The organism is Halostella salina (assembly GCF_003675855.1).
Taxonomy (GTDB): Archaea; Halobacteriota; Halobacteria; order Halobacteriales; family Natronoarchaeaceae; genus Halostella; species Halostella salina.
Genome location: NZ_RCIH01000005.1, coordinates 244,855 through 263,566, shown reverse-complemented (window position 1 = coordinate 263,566; position 18,712 = coordinate 244,855). Strand labels below are relative to the sequence as shown.

12 protein-coding genes are annotated in these 18,712 nt (G+C 68.3%); 6 read left to right on the top strand and 6 right to left on the bottom strand.

Features of this window, described 5'->3' with window-relative positions; genetic code table 11:
* Positions 1–27: 27 nt before the first annotated feature.
* From D8896_RS11870 to D8896_RS11855, 4 genes are all read right to left on the bottom strand, one after another.
* Entirely contained in the window at positions 28–1,044 is a 1,017-nt protein-coding gene (locus D8896_RS11870) for a segregation and condensation protein A (RefSeq protein WP_121822316.1), read from the bottom strand.
* Positions 1,037–4,609: a chromosome segregation protein SMC gene (smc, locus tag D8896_RS11865; protein ID WP_121822315.1), complete on the bottom strand. Its 3,573-nt coding sequence runs from the start codon at positions 4,607–4,609 to the stop codon at positions 1,037–1,039. The genes D8896_RS11870 and smc overlap by 8 nt, the downstream gene beginning before the upstream one ends.
* Positions 4,610–4,637: 28 nt before the next feature.
* Positions 4,638–4,931 (bottom strand): DUF7518 family protein, encoded by a 294-nt coding sequence (locus D8896_RS11860; protein ID WP_121822314.1) that lies wholly within the window; start codon positions 4,929–4,931, stop codon positions 4,638–4,640.
* Positions 4,932–5,021: 90 nt separating this feature from the next.
* On the bottom strand, positions 5,022–5,606 hold the full coding sequence (locus tag D8896_RS11855; RefSeq protein ID WP_121822313.1) for a thymidine kinase: 585 nt from the start codon (positions 5,604–5,606) through the stop codon (positions 5,022–5,024).
* Between the two features lie 126 nt (positions 5,607–5,732).
* Between D8896_RS11855 and gatB the strand changes: the two genes are divergently transcribed.
* The 3 genes from gatB (at position 5,733) to D8896_RS11840 (ending at position 11,914) form a co-directional block, all read left to right on the top strand.
* The gene (gene gatB / locus D8896_RS11850; RefSeq protein ID WP_121822312.1) at positions 5,733–7,220 is read left to right on the top strand and encodes an Asp-tRNA(Asn)/Glu-tRNA(Gln) amidotransferase subunit GatB; all 1,488 of its coding nucleotides are present in this window, start codon (positions 5,733–5,735) and stop codon (positions 7,218–7,220) included.
* A 65-nt stretch (positions 7,221–7,285) separates the two neighbouring features.
* A complete protein-coding gene (locus D8896_RS11845; protein WP_121822311.1) occupies positions 7,286–9,283 on the top strand; it encodes a bacterio-opsin activator domain-containing protein in 1,998 nt (665 codons plus the stop codon).
* A 144-nt stretch (positions 9,284–9,427) separates the two neighbouring features.
* The gene (locus tag D8896_RS11840) at positions 9,428–11,914 is read left to right on the top strand and encodes a DNA topoisomerase I (RefSeq protein ID WP_121822310.1); all 2,487 of its coding nucleotides are present in this window, start codon (positions 9,428–9,430) and stop codon (positions 11,912–11,914) included.
* A gap of 15 nt (positions 11,915–11,929) precedes the next feature.
* Here D8896_RS11840 and D8896_RS11835 read toward each other — a convergent pair whose 3' ends face one another.
* Positions 11,930–13,462: an aldehyde dehydrogenase family protein gene (locus D8896_RS11835; protein WP_121822309.1), complete on the bottom strand. Its 1,533-nt coding sequence runs from the start codon at positions 13,460–13,462 to the stop codon at positions 11,930–11,932.
* A 279-nt stretch (positions 13,463–13,741) separates the two neighbouring features.
* Here D8896_RS11835 and D8896_RS11830 point away from each other — a divergent pair, with 279 nt between their 5' ends.
* Positions 13,742–14,338 carry a helix-turn-helix domain-containing protein gene (locus tag D8896_RS11830; protein WP_121822308.1) on the top strand — a complete coding sequence of 199 codons (597 nt, stop codon included), beginning with the start codon at positions 13,742–13,744 and terminating at the stop codon, positions 14,336–14,338.
* Between the two features lie 47 nt (positions 14,339–14,385).
* A complete protein-coding gene (locus D8896_RS11825) occupies positions 14,386–15,900 on the top strand; it encodes an aldehyde dehydrogenase family protein (RefSeq protein ID WP_121822307.1) in 1,515 nt (504 codons plus the stop codon).
* An 11-nt stretch (positions 15,901–15,911) separates the two neighbouring features.
* Here the strand turns inward: D8896_RS11825 and D8896_RS11820 are convergent, their stop codons facing one another.
* Complete coding sequence (locus D8896_RS11820) at positions 15,912–17,825, bottom strand: hypothetical protein (protein WP_121822306.1); 1,914 nt, start codon at positions 17,823–17,825, stop codon at positions 15,912–15,914.
* Positions 17,826–18,136: 311 nt separating this feature from the next.
* On the opposite strand from D8896_RS11820, the gene D8896_RS11815 reads away from it, so the two are divergent.
* On the top strand, positions 18,137–18,664 hold the full coding sequence (locus D8896_RS11815; protein ID WP_121822305.1) for a halocyanin domain-containing protein: 528 nt from the start codon (positions 18,137–18,139) through the stop codon (positions 18,662–18,664).
* The last annotated feature ends 48 nt before the right edge of the window (positions 18,665–18,712 follow it).

Below are 18,712 nucleotides of genomic sequence, written 5' to 3'. Positions count from 1 at the left end.
CGCAGGGTCCACAGGCGGAGGGCCTGATCAGTCCGCGAGCGCCCCGTCCGACGCCGCGCCGCTACTTGGCTCCTGTACCCAGAGGTCGCCGAACAGTTCGTCCTGCTGCAGGTGGACCTGCCCGCGGTTCGAGAGGAACAGCAGCGCCAGGAACGTCTTCACACGGGAGCCGCCCGCCGACTGGATCTCGGCGTACAGCACTTCGTCGCGGCCCGCCTCGTACTGCTCGGTCAGGGTCGCGCGAACGTCCTCTATCACCGTCTCGATGTCCTCCTCGTGGGTGTTGCTCGTGACGTCGTCCTGGGTCGGCTCATCGTCGACGCGCATGTCGTCGCCCGAGCGGTAGTCGAGCGTCTGCGTGCCGCGCTGGAAGCCCGCCGGCGAGTCGCTGGTGTCGTACTCCCGGGACTCCTTCCACCAGGACTCGCGCTCGGCCTCGCGGAGTTCCCGGACGAGTTCGTCGAGCGTCTCGGGCGTCCCGCGGGCGTGTTTGCGGTCCAGCCGGCGCTCCATCTCGCGCTCTAACCCCTCGACAGGGTCGTGGTCCGGCGGCGGAGTCTCGCCGCCGTCGAGCGGTTCCTCCCACGGCTCCGGCTCCTCGTCCTCCGGCTCGTCCTCGGCGAGCAAGTCGTCGCCTTTCATCCGCAGGAGGACGCTCGCGTAGAACAGCGCGCGCCCGGACGTTCGCAGATCGACCTCGTCGAGCCGGTCGAGGAACTTGTCCGTCACCGCGACGATGTCGATGTCCCATGGGTCGATCTCCCCGTCCTTGGCGAGCTGGACGAGCAGTTCGACCGGCTCGACCTCGTCCTCGTCATCGTCGGCCGCCCCGTCCGGGACGAGGTCGTCGACCGCTCCCGGGTCGTCGCCGTTCTCGTCGGGCGCCGTAGCGTTCCCGTCGTCAGGGACGGCGTCACCGTCAGCATCGTTCGACCCGGGCGGCTCACGGTCTTCGTGGCCGGCGATGTCCAGCGGGACCTCGCCGTCGGACTCCGTCCCGGCCTCGTCGTCCCGCTCCAGTTCGAGGCCGGCGTCGTCAGTCATCCGCTGGCACCCCCTCGCTCAGGTCGATGCCCGTCACGGCGCTGATGTTGTCGTTCTGCATCGTCACGCCGATGGCGCGCTCGGAGCGGTCCAGCATCGCCGAGCGGTGCGACACGACGATGAACTGCGCCTCGCCCGCGAGTTCGTCGACCATCTCGCCGACGCGTTCGGCGTTGGCGGCGTCGAGGAACGCGTCGACCTCGTCCAGCGCGTAGAACGGCGCGGGGTTGTGGCGCTGGATGGCGAAGATGAACGCGAGCGCGGTCAGCGACTTCTCGCCGCCGGACATCGCGTCGAGCCGCTGGATCGGCTTGTCGGCCGGCTGGGCCTTCATCGTCAGCCCGCCGTCGAACGGGTCGTCCTCGTTCTCCAGGTGGAGCGTCCCCGTCCCGGAGGAGAGCCGGGCGAAGATGTCCTCGAACTGCTCGTTGATGTCCTCGAACGCGTCCATGAACGTCGCCTTCTTCTGGGCCTCGTAGGAGTCGATGCGCTCGCGGATGCCGTCCCGCTCCTCGACCAGCGTCGCCCGGCCATCCTTCAGTTCGTCGAGGTCCTCCTCCACGTCGTCGTACTCCTCGATGGCGAGCATGTTGACCGGCTCCAGCTTCTCCATCTCGGTTTCGAGCCGGGCGATGTTCGCCTCGACCTCGTCGTGGTCGGGCACCGCCTCGGGGTCGTACTCGTCGACTTCCGCCTCTAGCTCCTCGATCTCCCACTCCAGCTGCTCCGCGCGCTCCCGGAGGTCCGACAGCGTCGTCTCGACGCCGTCGACCTTCTCCTTCTGCTCGTCGCGGGCCTCGCGGGCCTCGCGGAGGTCGGCTTTCAGCTCCTCGCGGTCCTCCTTCAGCTCCGCGAGTTCCGCTTCGAGCTCCGCGACGGCGTCGCGCTTCTCGTCGAGTTCGGCCTCCTTCTCCTCGATCTCGCCCTCGTACTCCTCGATCGCGGCCTCCTTCTCGGCCTTGCGGTTCTGCGCTTCCTCGATCGTCTCGTGGAGCTCCTCGATCGACTCCTCGGCGTACTGCTTCTCGAGCTGGTACTCGTTGAGGTCGGCGTCTAAGTCCCCGAGCTTCTCCTCCAGTTCGTCGATTTCGGCCTCCAGGTCCTCGATCTCCGCGGTGAGTTCGGGGATCCGGGAGTCGGCGAGTTCGGATTCGAGGTCGGCGATCTCGTCCTCGGCCTCGGCGATCTCGCCCTCCAGCTCCTCGATCTCACCCTCGATCTCGGCCATCCGGTCGTCGACCGCCTCGCGCTCCTCGCGCAGGTCGACGAGTTCGTCCTCCAGGTCCGCGATCTCGTCCTCGACGCGCTCGTACTCGTCCTCGGTCGACTCGATCTCCGACTCGATCGACCGCACCTGGTCGGCGGCGTCGGTCTGCCGGTCGCGGGCGTCGTCGAGGCGCTCCTCTACATCCCAGAGGTCGTCGCGGAGCGAGTCGCGCTCGTCCTGCAGGTCGGTGATCGCCTCGGCGACGCGCTCCAGCTGTCCCTTCCCGGTCTTCGTGAAGGAGTAGCGCGAACCGCTCTTGGATCCGCCGGTCATCGCGCCGCTCTTCTCGACGAGTTCGCCCGAGAGGGTCACGAGGCGGTAGTCGCCCATGTACTCGCGAGCCGTCTCGATGTCCTCGACGACGAGCGTGTCGCCGAGCACGTAGGAGAAGATCCCCGCGTACTCGTCGGCGAAGTCGACCAGGTTGTACGCGAAACCGACGACGCCGGGGTCGTCCGGGGCCGACGGGAGCGAACGGGAGTGCATTTCCGTGATTGGGAGGAAGGTTGCACGCCCTGCATTCCGGCTCTTGAGGTACTCGATGCAGTCCTGGCCGACACCGTCGTCGTCGACGACCACGTTTGCCAGCCGTCCGCCGGCCGCCGTCTCGCACGCCGTCGCGTAGCGCTCGTCGACGCCGCCCAGCTGACCGACGGTGCCGTGGACGCCGTCCCGGTCGGCGTTGAGTATCGTCGACACCGCCCGGCCGTAGGAGGCGTCGCCGCTCTCGTCGGCCTTGGCCTCCAGTTCGGCGTACTCCTGCTGCTTGGCCTGGAGGCGGTCCTCCACGTCGTCGATGTCGTCCTGGAGCTCGCGTTTCTCCTGCTTGAGGTCGTCGACGACGTCGGCGATGCTCTCCTCGTTCTTGCGGGCCTTGGCGAGTTCGTCCTCCAGATCCTCCAGTTCGGCCTGTAGCTCGGGGAGCCGGTCGCGCGCCGCGTCGATCTCGTCTTCGGTCTCGCTGATCGCGTTCGAGCGCCGGCGAGCCTCGTCGAGCAGCCGGTCCTGCTCGCGCTGGCGGTCGTTCTTCTCGGTCTTGAGTTCCTCAAGCGCCTCCTTCCGGTCCTGCAGTTCGGCCTTCACTTCGTCGTACTCGGTGTCAATGGCGTCGATCTCGGCCTGGAGCGTTTCGATCTCGGACTCGCGCTCCTGGATGTCGGCCTTGACCGACGATTTCTCCAGTTTCGTCTCGCGGATGTCGGACTCAAGGTCCTCGACCTGCTCCTGCTTCCGGTCGACCTCGACGAACGCCTCGCGCCGCTCGTTCTCGGCGTCCTCAACGGCCTCCTCGGCCGTCTCGATCCGGTCTTCGAGGCGGGAGATCTCGCCTTTGATCTCCTCCATCTCGCCTTTGATCCGGAGCTGCTCGTCCTCGCCCTTGCGCTCGATCTCGGCGTTTAAGTCCTCCAGGTCCTCCTGCAGGCGGACGACCGCGCCCTGCTTCTCGTCCAGCGCGCGGCGTAGCTCCTCGAGTTCGGCCTCGCGGGCCTCGACCTCCTCGCGAGTTTCCTCCAACTCGTCGCGCTTGTCCTCCAGTTCGGCCGCCTTGAGATACCCCTCGTACTCCTCCTTCTCGTCGCGGAGCGACTGGTACTCCAGGGCCGCCTCGCGCTCGTCGGCGAGCTGTTCGAGGCGCTGCTCCTTCTCCTCGATGCGCAGCTCGGTCTCGCCGATCCGCTCCTCGACGACCTCCAGTTCCTCGAAGGCGTCCGCCTTCTTCGCGTCGAACTCGGCGACGCCGGCGATCTCGTCGATGATCTCGCGGCGCTCGCCCGGCGTCATGTTGATGATGCCGGTCACGTCGCCCTGCATGACGACGTTGTATCCCTCCGGCGTCACGCCGGCGCTGGCGAGCAGGTTCTGGATGTCCGAGAGGTTGACCGAGCGCCCGTTGAGGTAGTAGTAGGAGTAGTAGTTGTCCTCGGTCTCCTTGACGCGGCGCTTGATCGTGATCTCGTCCACGTCGCCGATGTCCTCGCTGCCGGCGGCGTTGACGACCTGCGCGCGCTCGACGGTGCGGTCCTCGTTGTCGAGGATGACGGTGACGCTGGCCTCGCGGGGACCGCTCCCGGCCGACTCGCCGTCCTCGTAGCCGGGGTTGTAGATCAGGTCCGTGAGCTTCTGGGCGCGGATGCCCCGCGCTCGCGCAAGGCCGAGCGCGAACAGGACCGCGTCGATGATGTTGCTCTTGCCGGAGCCGTTCGGGCCGCTGACGGTCGTGAAGTCCTCGTAAAACGGGATTCGGGTTTTCCGCCCGAAACTCTTGAAGTTCTCAAGGACGAGCTCTTTGATATGCATGGGTTGCTCGTGGGGCGGGCGACTCCCCCTACGCGACGATGATGTCGTCGAGTTCGTCGGAGTCGTCCGCGTCCTCGTCCCCCTCGTCGGGGGCGTCGGCCTTAGCCGCTTCGGACGCCGCCTCCTCGACTTCGTCCGGGGCGGCCTCCTCCGCCGGTGCGTTGCGGGATTCGGCGGCTCGGCTCGGCGTCTCGGCGTCGAGTTCCGACTCCAGCACGCGGATGCGTTCCTTCGCCTCGACCAGTTCCTCGGTGAGCCCGTCGACGGTGGACTCCAGTTCGGCGACCGTCGCTTCGAGTTCCTCGACCCTGTTGCCGGTCATACGTGTACAGGCGCGTTTCCTGACCCATAAACGTGCGTCAGACATGTAAATACTTTCTGATAGGTGTCTCGACGCCGCGAGCGGCCCGTTTCAGTCGGTGCGGAGGGTGTGACAGCTCCGACAGCGCGCCTCGTAGGACTCGTCGGCCCCGACCATGATCGTCGGGTCGTCGACGTGTGCCGGCTCGCCGTTGATGAGTCGCTGGTTTCGGGTCGCCGGCTCGCCGCACTGCGTGCAGATCGCCTGGTACTTGTCGACGTACTCCGCGAGGGTGATGAGGCGCGGCAGCGGCTCGAACGGCTCGGCCCGGAACGTCTGGTCGGTGCCCGAGACGATGACGCGGCGGTCGTCGTCCGCCAGGTGCTCGCAGACGTCGACCAGCTCCGCGGTGAAGAAGTTGGCCTCGTCGATGGCGACGACCGCCTCGCCGTTGAGCCGGTCCGGGATCTCCCAGACCTCGTCTTCCGGTTCGACGATGGTCGCGTCCCACTGCCGACCGTTGTGACTCCCGACCGTTGCCTCGCCGTACCGGTCGTCGACCGCCGGCTTGAACGCGGCGACCTCCTGACCGGCGATCTCGGCGCGGCGGAGCCTGCGGAGGAGCTCCTCGGTCTTCCCGGAGAACATACACCCGGTAACGACCTCGACCCACCCGCTGTTCGTGATCTCGTGCATACCTGTTGGGCGCTCGGGACAGCCTCAAAACGGTTGCCGGTTTGGACGGCAGCCGGATCCGCGCTCCGATCCCGCCACTGTCCGGTCCCGTTAGCCTTTAACCGGGCCGCGCCGAATCGACCGGTAATGACCGCACAGGCAGCCCAGCAGGCGGACCTCGCGACCGTCATCGGTCTGGAGGTCCACGTCCAGCTGGAGACGGCAACGAAGATCTTCTGTGGCTGTTCGACGGACGCGGCGGACGCCGAACCGAACTCGCGGACCTGCCCCGTCTGTCTCGGCTTGCCGGGGGCGCTCCCGGTGCTGAACGAGGCGGCCGTCGAGGCCGCCGTGAAAGTGGGGAAGGCCATCGACGCCGACATCCCCGAGGAGACGGCGTTCCACCGGAAGAACTACTACTACCCCGACCTGCCGAAGAACTTCCAGATCACGCAGTACGACGACCCGATCTGTCAGGACGGGGAACTCACCTTCAGCGTCGGCGACGAGCGCCGGACGGTCGGCATCCGGCGCGCCCATCTGGAGGAGGACCCGGGGAGCCTCCAGCACGTCGGCGGCAGCATCGACACCGCCGACCACACGCGGGTCGACTACAACCGCGCGGGGACGCCGCTGCTGGAGATCGTCACCGAGCCGGACTTCCGCAGCGCGGGCGAGGTGCGGTCGTTCCTCGCCAAACTGGAGGAGGTGCTGGAGTACCTCGGCGTGTTCGACAGCACGCGCGATGGGAGCCTCCGCATCGACGCCAACCTGAGCCTCGTTGCCGCCGACGAAATCGACGACGACGGGACGATCCCGGAAGCCGCCCTCGACGACGCCAACCGCACCGAGGTCAAGAACATCACCAGCCACAAGGGCGCGGAGAAGGCGCTGGCCTACGAGGAGACCCGGCAGAAAAACGCCGTCAAGCGCGGCCGCGAGGTCGCACAGGAGACGCGCCACTGGGACGAGTCACGCGGCGTCACCGTCTCGATGCGCTCGAAGGAGGAGGAGAAGGACTACCGGTACTTCCGCGAGGAGGACCTCCCGCCGCTCCGGGTGTCCGACTGGAAGGAGCGCATCTCCATCCCCGAACTGCCCGACGCCCGCCGCGAGCGGTTCCGCGAGGAGTACGACCTGAGCGCGGAGGCGGCGTCGAAGCTCACCTCCACGAAGCAGGTCGCTGACTTCTACGAGGACCTGGCGGGCGAGTTCGACCCCGACCTCGCGGCGACGTGGGTCGCGGACAACCTGCTCGGCGAACTCAACTACCGGGACATGGCGATCACCGACGTCGACGACCGACTCGACGAGGTCCACCGCCTCGTCGAACTCGTCGCCGAGGACGAGATCACCGCGAAGAACGCCCGCGAGACGGTGCTCCGTCGGATGCTGGACGAGGGCGAGGCTCCCGATACGGTCGTCGAGGACGAGGGCCTCGGCAAAACCGGCGAGGACGAAGTACAGCAGGCTGTCGTCGCGGCGATCGACGACAACCCCGACGCAGTCGAGGACTACCACAGCGGCGACGACGGCGCGATCAACTTCCTCGTCGGGCAGGTGATGCAGGAGACCGGCGGCAGCGCCGACCCCGGCACGGTCAACGAACTGCTCCGCGAGGAACTCGACGGCTGACCGCGCGACACGCGCCACCACCTGCGTCACAGGGCTTTTGTGCCTCCCCGTAGTCGTGGGTGCCCGTGTCGTCCCTGGCAACTCCTCACAGTCGGTCGACTCGGCCGCACATCCTCTACGTCGGAGGCCGAACGGACATCGTCGCGGCGGCCGCCGAGCAGTCCGATGCCGTTCTCGCGAACCCGGACGACGACTCCCGGAGCGCGGTGCTCGACGGGGCGGACGGGACGGTCGACTGCCTCCTCGTCGACGCCACGCTACCGGACGGAAGCGGCGTCGAACTCCTCGACGCGGCGCGGCAAACCCGGCCGGACCTCGCCGGGGTCGTGCTGGTCGACTCGGAACCGGTTCCCGACATCGGGACGGACCCGCCGACCGACTACGCCCGGGTCGCGGACGGGCCGGACGCACTGGCGGCCCGCGTGTCGGGCGTACTCGCCCGCGGGGAATCCGGCGAGTCCCCGCTGGCGGACCTGCTGTTGGACCGCACGGTCCGGCAGGGCCGGGACCCGATCCTCGTCGTGGACGACCGCGCCGAGGTGCGGTTCGCGAACGCGGCCGTCGAGGGCGTCTTCGGCTACGAGCCCTCGGAGGTCGTGGGGTCGGACGTCGCGGATCTGGTCCGCCCCGAGCGCCGCGAGGCGTTCCTCGACTCGTTCGCCCGGTGCGTCGCGGGCGGTGCGACCGGCGGCTGGGTCGACGCGTCGGTCTCCGGGCACCACCGCGACGGCCGGACGGTCCCGCTCTCCGTCTCCGTCCACGCGGCCCGCCGCGGCGACGAACGGCTGTTCATCGCCATCGTCCGGGACGTGACGGAGCAGCGCGAGCGCGAGGCGACGCTGGAGCGCCAGCGCGACGAACTGGCGGAACTCGACCGCATCAATCGGGTCATCCGGGAGGTGGCGCGCGTTCTCGTCGACGCCGCGTCGCGCACGGAGATAGAGCGGGCGGTCTGCGACGGGCTTGCGGAGTCCGGACCATACACCTTCGCCTGGATCGGGCGGGAGAACCTCGCGCGGAACACGGTCGTGCCGCGGGTGCAGGCCGGCGCGGCCGACGGCTATCTCGATGCGGTCACCTCGACGGTATCGGAGAGCCTCTCCGACCGGGGGCCGGCCGGGCAGGCGGTCCGCGACCGCACCGTTACGGTGGTCGACGACATCACCGCCGACGAACGGTTCGAACCGTGGCGGGACGCCGCGCTTTCCTGCGGACTCCGGTCGGCGGCGGTCGTCCCGATCCAGTACGACGAGACCGTGTTCGGCGTCGTGGCGCTGTACGAGGACGCGGCGGAGGCGTTCGACGAGCGCGAGACCGCAGTGCTGGAGGAACTCGGGCGGATGATCGGGCACGCGATGACGGCCGTCGACCGAAAGGAGGCGCTGGTGGCCGACGAGCGGACCGAACTGGAGTTCCGGCTGACGGACGACGACTACTTCTTCACCGGGGTCACCGCGGGAACCGACGTGGGGATCGTGTTCGACGGGATGACGCCGCGCACGGACGGGTCCGACCTCGTGTACGTGACCGTCCACGACGGGTCGCCGGACGCCGTCCGCGCCGCCGCGGCCGAGGCGAGCGTCGTCGAGGACGCGACGCTCGTACGGGACCACGGGGACCGGTGCTGTTTCGAGTTCGCCACGACGGACGACACCGTCGCCGCGACGCTGGCGTCGTACGGGGCGAGCGTCGCGTCGATGACGGCGGCCAACGGGACCGCGCGGATCACGGTGGAACTGCCGACGACGGCGGACGTGCGGTCGCTCGTACAGGCAGTGACGGCGGAGTTCGACGGGATGGAGCTGCTGGCACAGCGCGAGCATCGCGGGACGGACGGCGACGACCGGGACCCGAGTCGGGACGCCACCGACCTGCTCGGCCTGCTGACCGAGCGCCAGCGGGCCGTTCTGGAGACGGCCTATCGCTCGGGCTACTTCGAGTGGCCCCGCGACCGGACCGCCGAGGAGGTGGCCGGCTCCCTCGACATCGCGTCGCCGACCCTCCACAACCACCTGCGGCTGGCCCAGTCGGAGCTGTTCGGCGCGCTGTTCGAGGGCGACTGAGCCGCCGCCTACGACGGACTCCACCGCCCGCGCACACGCCCGTACACCCGCGCTGTCGTGCGTTTTCGCCCCGAAAGGTTTAGGGCTGGGGTCGGCCTATCACACGCCGATGACCGCTACGGACGGCCGCCGAGGTGGGACGCGGTGGAACTGATAATCACCGAGAAGGACAACGCGGCGCGCCGGATCGCCGACATCCTGAGCGGCGGGAGCGCCGACGCCGAGCGGCGAAACGGCGTCAACGTGTACGGCTGGGGCGGGAAGCGCTGTATCGGTCTCTCCGGCCACGTCGTCGGCGTCGACTTCCCCGACGAGTACAGCGACTGGCGCGACGTGGAGCCGGTGGAGCTCGTCGACGCCGAGGTCGAGAAGCGGCCGACCCAGGAGAACATCGTTCGCACGCTGCGCCTGCTGGCCCGGGACGCCGACGCCGTCACAATCGCCACCGACTACGACCGCGAGGGTGAGCTCATCGGCAAGGAGGCGTACGAACTCGTCCGCGAGGTCAACGACGAGGTCCCGATCCAGCGCGTTCGCTTCTCCTCGATCACCGACAACGAGGTGCGCGACGCGTTTGCCGAGCCGGAGGAGCTGGACTTCGACCTGGCGGCCGCCGGTGAGGCCCGCCAGATCATCGACCTCGTGTGGGGCGCGGCGCTCACCCGCTTTCTCTCGCTGTCGGCCGGCCAGCTGGGCGACGACTTCATCAGCGTCGGCCGGGTCCAGTCCCCGACGCTGAAGCTCATCGTCGACCGCGAGCGCGAGATCCGCGACTTCGACCCGGAGGAGTACCGGGAGATCTACGCCGACCTGCTGAAGGCCGGCACGGACGACGCCTTCGAGGCCCAGTACTTCTACCGCGACGAGGACGACAACGAGGCCGAACGCGTCTGGGACGCGGACGCTGCCGAGGAAGCGTACGCCACCCTCGCGGACGCGAGTGCAGTCACGGTCGACCGGGTCAACCGCCGCACCCGCACCGACGCGCCGCCAGCGCCGTTCAACACCACGCAGTTCATCCGCGCGGCCGGGAGCCTCGGTTACTCCGCCCAGCGCGCGATGAGCATCGCGGAGGACCTCTACACCGCGGGCTACATCACCTACCCCCGGACCGACAACACGGTGTACCCCGAGGACCTCGACCCGGAGACCCTCCTCGACGAGTTCGTCGGCCACCGCGAGTTCGGCGGGGACGCCGAAGCCCTGCTCGAACTCGACGGGATCGACCCGACCGAGGGCGACGAGGAGACGACCGACCACCCGCCGATCCACCCGACCGGCGAGTTCCCCGGCGCGGGCGAACTCTCCGACGACGAGTGGGAAGTGTACGAACTCGTCGTCCGGCGCTTCTTCGCCACCGTCGCCGAGGCGGCGGAGTGGGAGCACCTCAAGGTCGTCGGGAGCGTCGACGACTGCTCCCTGAAGGCAAACGGCAAGCGCCTCGTCGAGGCGGGGTATCACGACGTGTACCCGTACTTCTCGACCAGCGAAAACTACGTCCCCGACGTGAGCGAGGGCGAGGAGCTGTCGGTGACAGACGTGCGCCTGGAGGAGAAGGAGACCCAGCCGCCGCGGCGCTACGGCCAGTCCCGGCTCATCGAAACCATGGAGGAGATGGGAATCGGGACGAAGTCGACCCGCCACAACACCGTCGAGAAGCTGTACGACCGCGGGTACGTCGAGAACGACCCGCCCCGGCCGACGCAACTGGCGATGGCGGTCGTCGAGGCGGCCGAGGAGTACGCCGACCGCGTCGTCAGCGAGGGGATGACCAAGCAACTGGAGCGGGACATGACCGCTATCGCGGAGGGCGAGGCGACGCTCGACGACGTGACCGAGGAGAGCCGCGAGATGCTGGAGACGGTATTCGAGTCGCTGACCGACTCCCGCGAGGAGGTCGGCGACCACCTCCGGAAGTCGCTGAAGGCCGACAAGCGGCTCGGCCCCTGCCCCGACTGTGGCGACGACCTGCTCGTCCGCCGGAGTTCGCGGGGGTCGGCGTTCGTCGGCTGCGACGGCTACCCGGACTGCGAGTACACGCTGCCCCTGCCGAACACGGGGAAGCCGCTCATCCTCGACGAGGTCTGCGAGGACCACGACCTCCACCACGTGAAGATGCTCGCCGGGCGGAGCACGTTCGTCCACGGCTGCCCGCAGTGCAAGGCCGACGAGGCCGGCGAAGGGCCGGTCATCGGCGACTGTCCATCCTGTCACGACGAGCACGGCGGGGAGCTGACGATCAAACAGCTCCGCAACGGCTCGCGGCTGGTCGGCTGCACGCGCTACCCCGACTGCGACTATTCGCTGCCGCTGCCCCGCCGCGGCGAGATAGAGGTCACCGACGGGCGCTGCGAGGAGCACGACCTGCCCGAACTGCTCGTCCACAACGGCGACGAGCCGTGGGAACTCGGCTGTCCCGTCTGCAACTACCGGGAGTACCAGGCCCGCGAGAGCGACTCCGGCTCGGACCTCGAAGCGCTCGACGGCGTGGGGACGAAAACGGCCGAAAAACTCGCCGAGGCCGGCGTCGAGAGCATCGCCGACCTGGCCGACGCCGACCCCGACGAGGTGGCCGCCGACGTGGACGGCGTCAGCGCCGACCGGATCCGCGACTGGCAGGCACAGGCCTGAGCGGCGGCGCGGTCGCTACCCGAGGTTCACGTTGATCGCCTTGGTCTGCGTGAACTCGTCGATGGCCTCGGCCGCGTTCTCGCGGCCGTTCCCGGACTGCTTGTAGCCGCCGAACGGCTGGCCGGCGGAGACGTCGTTGTAGTGGTTCACCCAGACGACGCCGGCTTCGAGGCGGCGCGCGGTCCGCAGCGCCCGGGTGATGTCGCTGGCGATGACGCCGGCGGCGAGCCCGTAGTCCACGTCGTTGGCGCGCTCGACCACGGTCGCTTCGTCGCTCCAGGCGAACGTTTCGATGACCGGCCCGAATATCTCCTCCTGCACCGCGGGGTGGTCGTGGTCGATGTCGTCGATGATCGTCGGTTCGTAGAACGCGCCGTCGGACAGGGCCTCGTCGTCCGGCGTCCCGCCGCCGGTTCGGACCGTCGCGCCGCTCTCCCGGGCCGACTCGACGTAGCCGTGCGTGCGCTCGACCTGTTCGCCCGACACCTTCGGGCCCATGTCGGTCCCCTCCAGTAGCGGGTCGCCGACCGTCATCCCGGCCGCGGCCTCGGTGAACGCGTCGAGGAACTGGTCCTCGATCTCCTCGTGGACGAACAGCCGGGACCCGGCGGCACAGCACTCGCCCTTGTTGAAGAAGATGGCCATCATCGCCGCCTCGACCGCTTCCCCGATGTCGGCGTCCGGGTAGACGATGATCGGGCTCTTCCCGCCGAGTTCCAGCGTGGTCTTCGTGATGTCGGCGGCGGAGTTGTGGATGATCTCCCGGCCGACCTCGGTGGACCCGGTAAACGAGATCTTCGGCACGTCCTCGTGTTTCGTGAGGGGCGCGCCCGCGTCCTCGCCGTAGCCCGTGACGACGTTGACGACGCCGTCGGGGACCACGTCGTCGACGAGGGCCATCAGCCGGAGGATGGACAGCGGCGTCTCCTCCGACGGCTTGAGGACGACCGTGTTCCCCGCGGCCAGCGCGGGGCCGAGCTTCCAGACCGCGATGAGCAGCGGGAAGTTCCACGGCACGATCGCGCCGACGACGCCGTAGGGCTCCTTGACCGTGAACACCTGTTTCTCCCGCTCGAACAGGTCGTTGGTCTGTCTGGTGTCGCCCTCGACCGACCGCGCGGCCGCGGCGTAGTACGTCAGGTGGTCGACGACCAGCCCCATGTCGCCCATCGCCTCGGTGATCGTCTTCCCGGTGTCCAGCACTTCGAGGGTGGCGAGCTCCTCCTGATGGTCTTCGACGACGGCGGCCATCTCCGAGAGGACGCGCTGTCGCTCCCCGGGCGAGGCGGTCCCCCACCCGTCGTCGAACGCGTCCCGTGCCGCCGCGACGGCGCGGTCGATGTCGGCCGCGTTGCCGGCGGGGACCGCCGCGAGCACCTCGCCCGTCGTCGGGTCCCGCGTTTCGATGCGCTCGTCGGCGTCGCCGGGGACGAACGCCCCGTCGATGTAGTGTCCGAGCGTGTCCGGTACCACGTCCGCGGCGGCCTCGCGGTGTCGCTCCGCGATCGCGTCCGCCGTCTCCGCTGGCGTGTCACTGGTCGTGCCCATGGTGTGTGCAGCGGTACCTTGGAACGTGACAAGCCATATAGTTAATTGAACAAATATTATATTTCTTTGCTCAACGGCTATTGAGAGCTATACTATCATCTGAGCGCCGTGGCGAGGGGAAACACTCACCCGAAAGTCGGCAGGCGGCGGTGGGATCGGCGGCCACGATCGCCGCGCCCCGGCCGACAACGCGCCGGAGAGCCGTCGTGACGGCGGTATCCGGCCCCGTTGGGAACTTTTATATCAGTACCGAGCATACGATGAAAGCAACGTATTACGATGTTCAGCGGAAACGACTTCGACTTCGATCTCTCACCCCGGGACGTCGCCATTCTGAAGGCGCGCGTCAAGTACCCGGAGAAGCCTGTCAGCGAGCTCCGGGACATCCTGGAGTCCGAGTTCGACATCTCGCTCTCCCACAACCGCGTCAACGAGATCCTGAACGAGATGCGAGCCGAGGGCGTCTTCTCGATGCAGGCGGTCCCGAACCGGAACATCTTCGAGTACTACCTGTTCCAGGTGGCCTTCCACTACTCGAACTTCGAGGAGAACTGGGAGGGCTGCTACAAACGGCTGCTCGACGACCCTCACGTCGTGCTGTTCTGTAGCGCCGACGACTACCACGAGTGGCAGTTCGTCGCGCAGTTCGCGTCGGCCGAGGAGAGCGAGGAGTGGCGACACGAGTTCGTCAAGGAGTACGGGAACTTCGTCGCACAGATAGACAAGACGGCGTTTCCAACGGTCCACAAGTTCGAGACGGCGGCGGCCGTGTTCGACGACCTGCTGTCGGACATGGGCGGCGAGCAGTACGTCGACGAAGGCGAACAGGAAGCAAAGGAAGTCCAGGACGGCGACTGGATCTCCGTCAACCAGTGACGGCACGGGGCACGAACTGAGACCCCACCCGTGACCGACCACCCAGGATGACATCACAGCCGATCCCGGAACGCGAGCGGACGAAAACGCGACACGCTGACCTCGCGGCCGAACTGCTGCCCGACGGCCCGCTCGAACACCTGATCGGCGGGGAGTGGACCGGCGGGGACGGCGACGACACGTTCCCCTCGATAAACCCGACGACCGGCGAGGAACTCGTCGACGTACACGAGGGGACGAAAGCCGATATCGACCGCGCCGTCGACGCCGCGTGGACCGCCTTCGAGGGCGAGTGGGGGGAGGCGACGCCGGGCGACAGACAGGCGCTTCTCGGAGCGATGGCCGACCGCCTCGAAGCGCGGGCCGAGATGTTCGCCCGCATCGAGGTGCTCGACAACGGGAAACCCATCACGGAGGCACGCCAGGACATCGACCTCGCCGTCGAGCACCTGCGGTACTTCGCCGCGGCCGCCCGGAACCTGGAGGGGAAGACGGTGCCCCACGGCGAGCTACACGTCCGGACGATCCGGGAGCCGTACGGCGTCGTCGGGCAGGTCGTCCCGTGGAACTTCCCGCTGTTGCTGGCGGTCTGGAAGCTCGCGCCGGCGCTGGCGACCGGCAACGCCGTCGTGCTGAAGCCGGCCGAACAGACCCCGGCGTCGGTCGTCACCTACCTCCACGAGGTCGAGGACCTGCTCCCGGACGGCGTCGTCAACGTCGTCCTCGGGTTCGGCCCGGAGACGGGCGCGCCGCTCGTCTCGCATCCGGACGTGCCGAAGGTCGCCTTCACCGGCTCGACGGAGGTCGGTCAGGGCGTCATGCGGGCGGCCGCGGACTCGATCACCGACCTGACGCTGGAACTGGGCGGGAAGAGCCCGCTGGTCATCGCGCCGGACGCCGACCCCGGGAGCGCCGCCGAGGTCGCCGTCGACGCGATGTTCTTCAACGGCGGAGAGTGTTGCAGCGCCGGCACGCGGCTGTTCGTCCACGAGTCGGTCGCGGAGACGTTCGTGCCCGCGTTCCTCGACGCGGTCGACGACCTCACGATGGGCGACCCGCTCGACGAGTCGACCGACCTCGGTCCGCAGGTCAGCCGCGCCGAGGTCGAGAAGACACTCCACTACATCGCACTCGCACGGGAGTCGGACGCGACGGTGCTCCGGGGCGGCAACACGCCCGAAGGGGGCCTGCTCGGGTCGGGCTGTTTCGTTGAGCCGACGGTCCTCACGGACGTGGACCCGGACAACCCGGTCGTCACGCAGGAGATATTCGGCCCCGTCGAGGTCGTCGTCGAGTGGGACGACTACGACGCGATGGTGGAACGCGCCAACGACGTGGACTACGGGCTCGCGGCGGGCGTCGTGACAGACGACCTGTCCTTCGCCAACCGCATCGCCCGGGACGTGGAGGCCGGGAACGTCTGGGTGAACACGTTCAACCGGCTCCCGCCGGGGCAGCCGTTCGGCGGCTACAAGCAGTCGGGCACCGGTCGGGAGGGAGCGATGGAGACGCTCCACGAGTACACCCAGACCAAGACGATCACGATGGACCTGGACGGGTGACCGGCGCGGGGTCAGTACCCGCTGAGGTTGAACTCCGCCATCTGGGTGTACGTCGTCATGCCGGCGGAGTGGGGGACTTCGTCGGTCCGGCCCTCCATCAGCAGCCAGAACACGACGTTCTCGCCCTGGATGGACCCGCCGTCGACGTACTGCGCAGGATGGTAAAACGCTAGTTCCGCCTCCGGGTCGAGGACGCGCAGCGCCTCGCCGATCTCACCCTCCTTCGGCCGGACGACGACGGCCTCCTTCATGTCGTCGAGCGGCACGTCGATCGTTTCGGGGCCGTCGGGGTTGGTGAACCGGAGGACGGTCTCCTCGTCGCCCTGCAGGTAGAACTCGGACTCGGGCGTCTGCCACTCGTCGCCGTCGAACACCCGCGTCTCGACGCCGTCGGTCGTCCCGGGCGTCGGCATCGTCACCCAGTTCTCGAGGTAGTACTGGGCGGGCCCGTCGTGCTCCCGCTCGCGGTAGGAGTAGAACTCGGTCACGTACCCCGGCCCCTGACGCATCCAGACCGGCATGAACACGCCGTCCTCGTAGAACTGGTAGTTGATGTAGTAGTTGTACGGCGCGAAGCGGTGCCCGGAGTGGAAGTCCCGGGCGTTCTGGACCGCGCCGGTGTGGTAGTGGGTGCGGAGGTTGAACCCGCCGGGCCGGCCCGCCTCGGACGGGTACTCCGTCTTCCCGAGGATCCCCGGGCCGCCGAGGTTGAGGCTGTGGATGTCCCAGAACAGCAGTTCGCCGCTGAACACCGGCTCGTCGGTCGGGAACATGAACTCCCGGGTGTTGCGGCCGTTCCGCTCGGGCAGGTCGTACCCCGTCGACGTGCTAAAGGGCGCGGTGAGGGAGAACACCGGCGTTCCGTTGAAGCTGGCGCTCACCTCGGCCCCGACGGTCCGGGGGCCCGACCACTCGACCGTCCAGCCGTCCTGCTCGATGGTCTCGGACGGCTCCTCGATGCGGTGGTAGCCGTTGGGGGCCGTGATCTGCGGGCGCTGTTGCATCGGCGGGATCGGTACCTCGCCGAGCACGGACTCCCCCGGCGGGTCGGTGTCCCGGGCCATCTCCATGATCGGATGCTCGACGAAGTCCTCGACGACGTTGAGGTCGAGGAGTTCGAGCTCCTCCCCGGCGACGTGGATGAAGCCGCTGACGACGTTCAGCTGGTCGCCGTCCATCACGTAGTAGATGACGTTCGACACCTCCCCGTGCGGGTAGTCCTCGTACGCGGTGATGATCTCGGCCGCCTTGACCATCGGATACCACTCGTTCCCCTCCAGATGCTGCCACACCTCGTCCTTGTTCAGGACGAACTCGTGGCGGGCGCGCTGGGTCTCGTTCCAGTCCCCCCGCTGCCACGTCACGTCGGTCGGTTCGGTGATGTGGAGGCCGATCAGTTCGTCCGTCCGGCGGTCGACGAGCCCGTAGGCCACCTGCCGGTCCGTCGCCGTCACCTCGAAGGTCCCCGACTCGCGCCCGCCGTCGACGGTCATCCCCGTCGTCCCCTGAACGCTGATGGCGTCGAGCCGGTTCGTCAGCGGGTCGTACGCCTCGAACGAGGCGACCCAGTCGCTGGCGAGGTCGTTGACCTCGGGGTCGGCGACGAGCGCCTCGACCGCCTGCCGCTTCCGGTAGGTCCACAGCTCCTTGAACCCGAAGTCGCTGACGTCGCGCGGCCCGATGCGCCGGGCGGACGTGATCCGTTCGCCCGGCTCCGGCGGGTCCTCCTGCTGCTCGGGCTGGCTCGTCGTGGTCGAGTCCGTCGTCGGGGGCGCCGTCGTGTTCGTGTCCGTCGCCGTGTCCGTCCCGTCGCCCGCCGGCGAGTTGCAGCCCGCGAGCGATGTCCCTGCGGCCGCGCCCATCGCCGCGATGAACCGTCGCCTGCTCGTCTCCCTGATCCGCTCCCGCAGCTTCTGGTTTGTCATGACTTACCACATTATGGAATAACCTCCGACTTATAAATTTGGGAGAGATGTAAATCCGACTCCGAACGGAGTTCGGTGCTGACGCCCCGTTCGGGACCGAGGGTGTCGCGACCGTGCGGCCGCCCGTCGCCCGGCCGAGCCAGCCGTCCGGCGGATCGACCGTCCTCGCAGGGTCCTGTCGTCGTGACTCCGGGACCGTGTGGCTCCGTCGCTCGCCGCTTCATCGTTCAACGCGGCGGAGCCGGCGGATCTCATACTATCATCTAACTCCCCCAACTTATATTAGAGTGCTCCGACACGGAGCTACCACGATGCGCAAACTCCGCAGTCGCCGCACCGTCGTTCGGACCGCAAGCGCCGTGCTCGCCGGGAGCGTCGCCGGCTGTCTCGGCAACGGGTCGGGCGACGACGACACGGCGGCGTCCGAGACGACGACGGAGTCACCGGATACGACGGCGACGCCGACGACCGAGGCGGGCGGCGACGACCGACCGACGGTCGAGGAGTTCCTCTCGGGGACGGACAACTTCGACGGCGTCGTGGACCGGACGGGGACCGACGCCGTCGATGTCAGCGTCGGCGTCGAGGCGAACGGTGCCTACTACGGGTTCGGCCCCGCCGCGGTCCGCGTCGACCAGGGCACGACGGTCACGTGGACCTGGACCGGGCAGGGCAGCACCCACAACGTCGTCGCCAGACACGGTGCCGAGTTCGAGAGCGAACAGACGAGCGAGGAGGGACACACGTTCGAGCAGACCTTCGACGACGCCGGGACCGTCCTGTACGTCTGTGCTCCGCACGAGGGGATCGGGATGAAGGGGGCTATCGTCGTCGAGTGAGCCTCCGACCCGCGCGAGACAGAAAGCATTCATGCCGACGCGCCGGCG

Excerpts from the sequence above, each read along its gene's own strand:
- smc (WP_121822315.1), bottom strand. The coding sequence starts at position 4,609 with ATGCATATCAAAGAGCTCGTCCTTGAGAACTTCAAGAGTTTCGGGCGG.
- D8896_RS11855 (WP_121822313.1), bottom strand. The coding sequence starts at position 5,606 with ATGCACGAGATCACGAACAGCGGGTGGGTCGAGGTCGTTACCGGGTGT.
- D8896_RS11860 (WP_121822314.1), bottom strand. The coding sequence starts at position 4,931 with ATGACCGGCAACAGGGTCGAGGAACTCGAAGCGACGGTCGCCGAACTG.
- D8896_RS11835 (WP_121822309.1), bottom strand. The coding sequence starts at position 13,462 with ATGGGCACGACCAGTGACACGCCAGCGGAGACGGCGGACGCGATCGCG.
- gatB (WP_121822312.1), top strand. The coding sequence starts at position 5,733 with ATGACCGCACAGGCAGCCCAGCAGGCGGACCTCGCGACCGTCATCGGT.
- D8896_RS11830 (WP_121822308.1), top strand. The coding sequence starts at position 13,742 with ATGTTCAGCGGAAACGACTTCGACTTCGATCTCTCACCCCGGGACGTC.
- D8896_RS11870 (WP_121822316.1), bottom strand. The coding sequence starts at position 1,044 with ATGACTGACGACGCCGGCCTCGAACTGGAGCGGGACGACGAGGCCGGG.
- D8896_RS11825 (WP_121822307.1), top strand. The coding sequence starts at position 14,386 with ATGACATCACAGCCGATCCCGGAACGCGAGCGGACGAAAACGCGACAC.
- D8896_RS11815 (WP_121822305.1), top strand. The coding sequence starts at position 18,137 with ATGCGCAAACTCCGCAGTCGCCGCACCGTCGTTCGGACCGCAAGCGCC.
- D8896_RS11820 (WP_121822306.1), bottom strand. The coding sequence starts at position 17,825 with ATGACAAACCAGAAGCTGCGGGAGCGGATCAGGGAGACGAGCAGGCGA.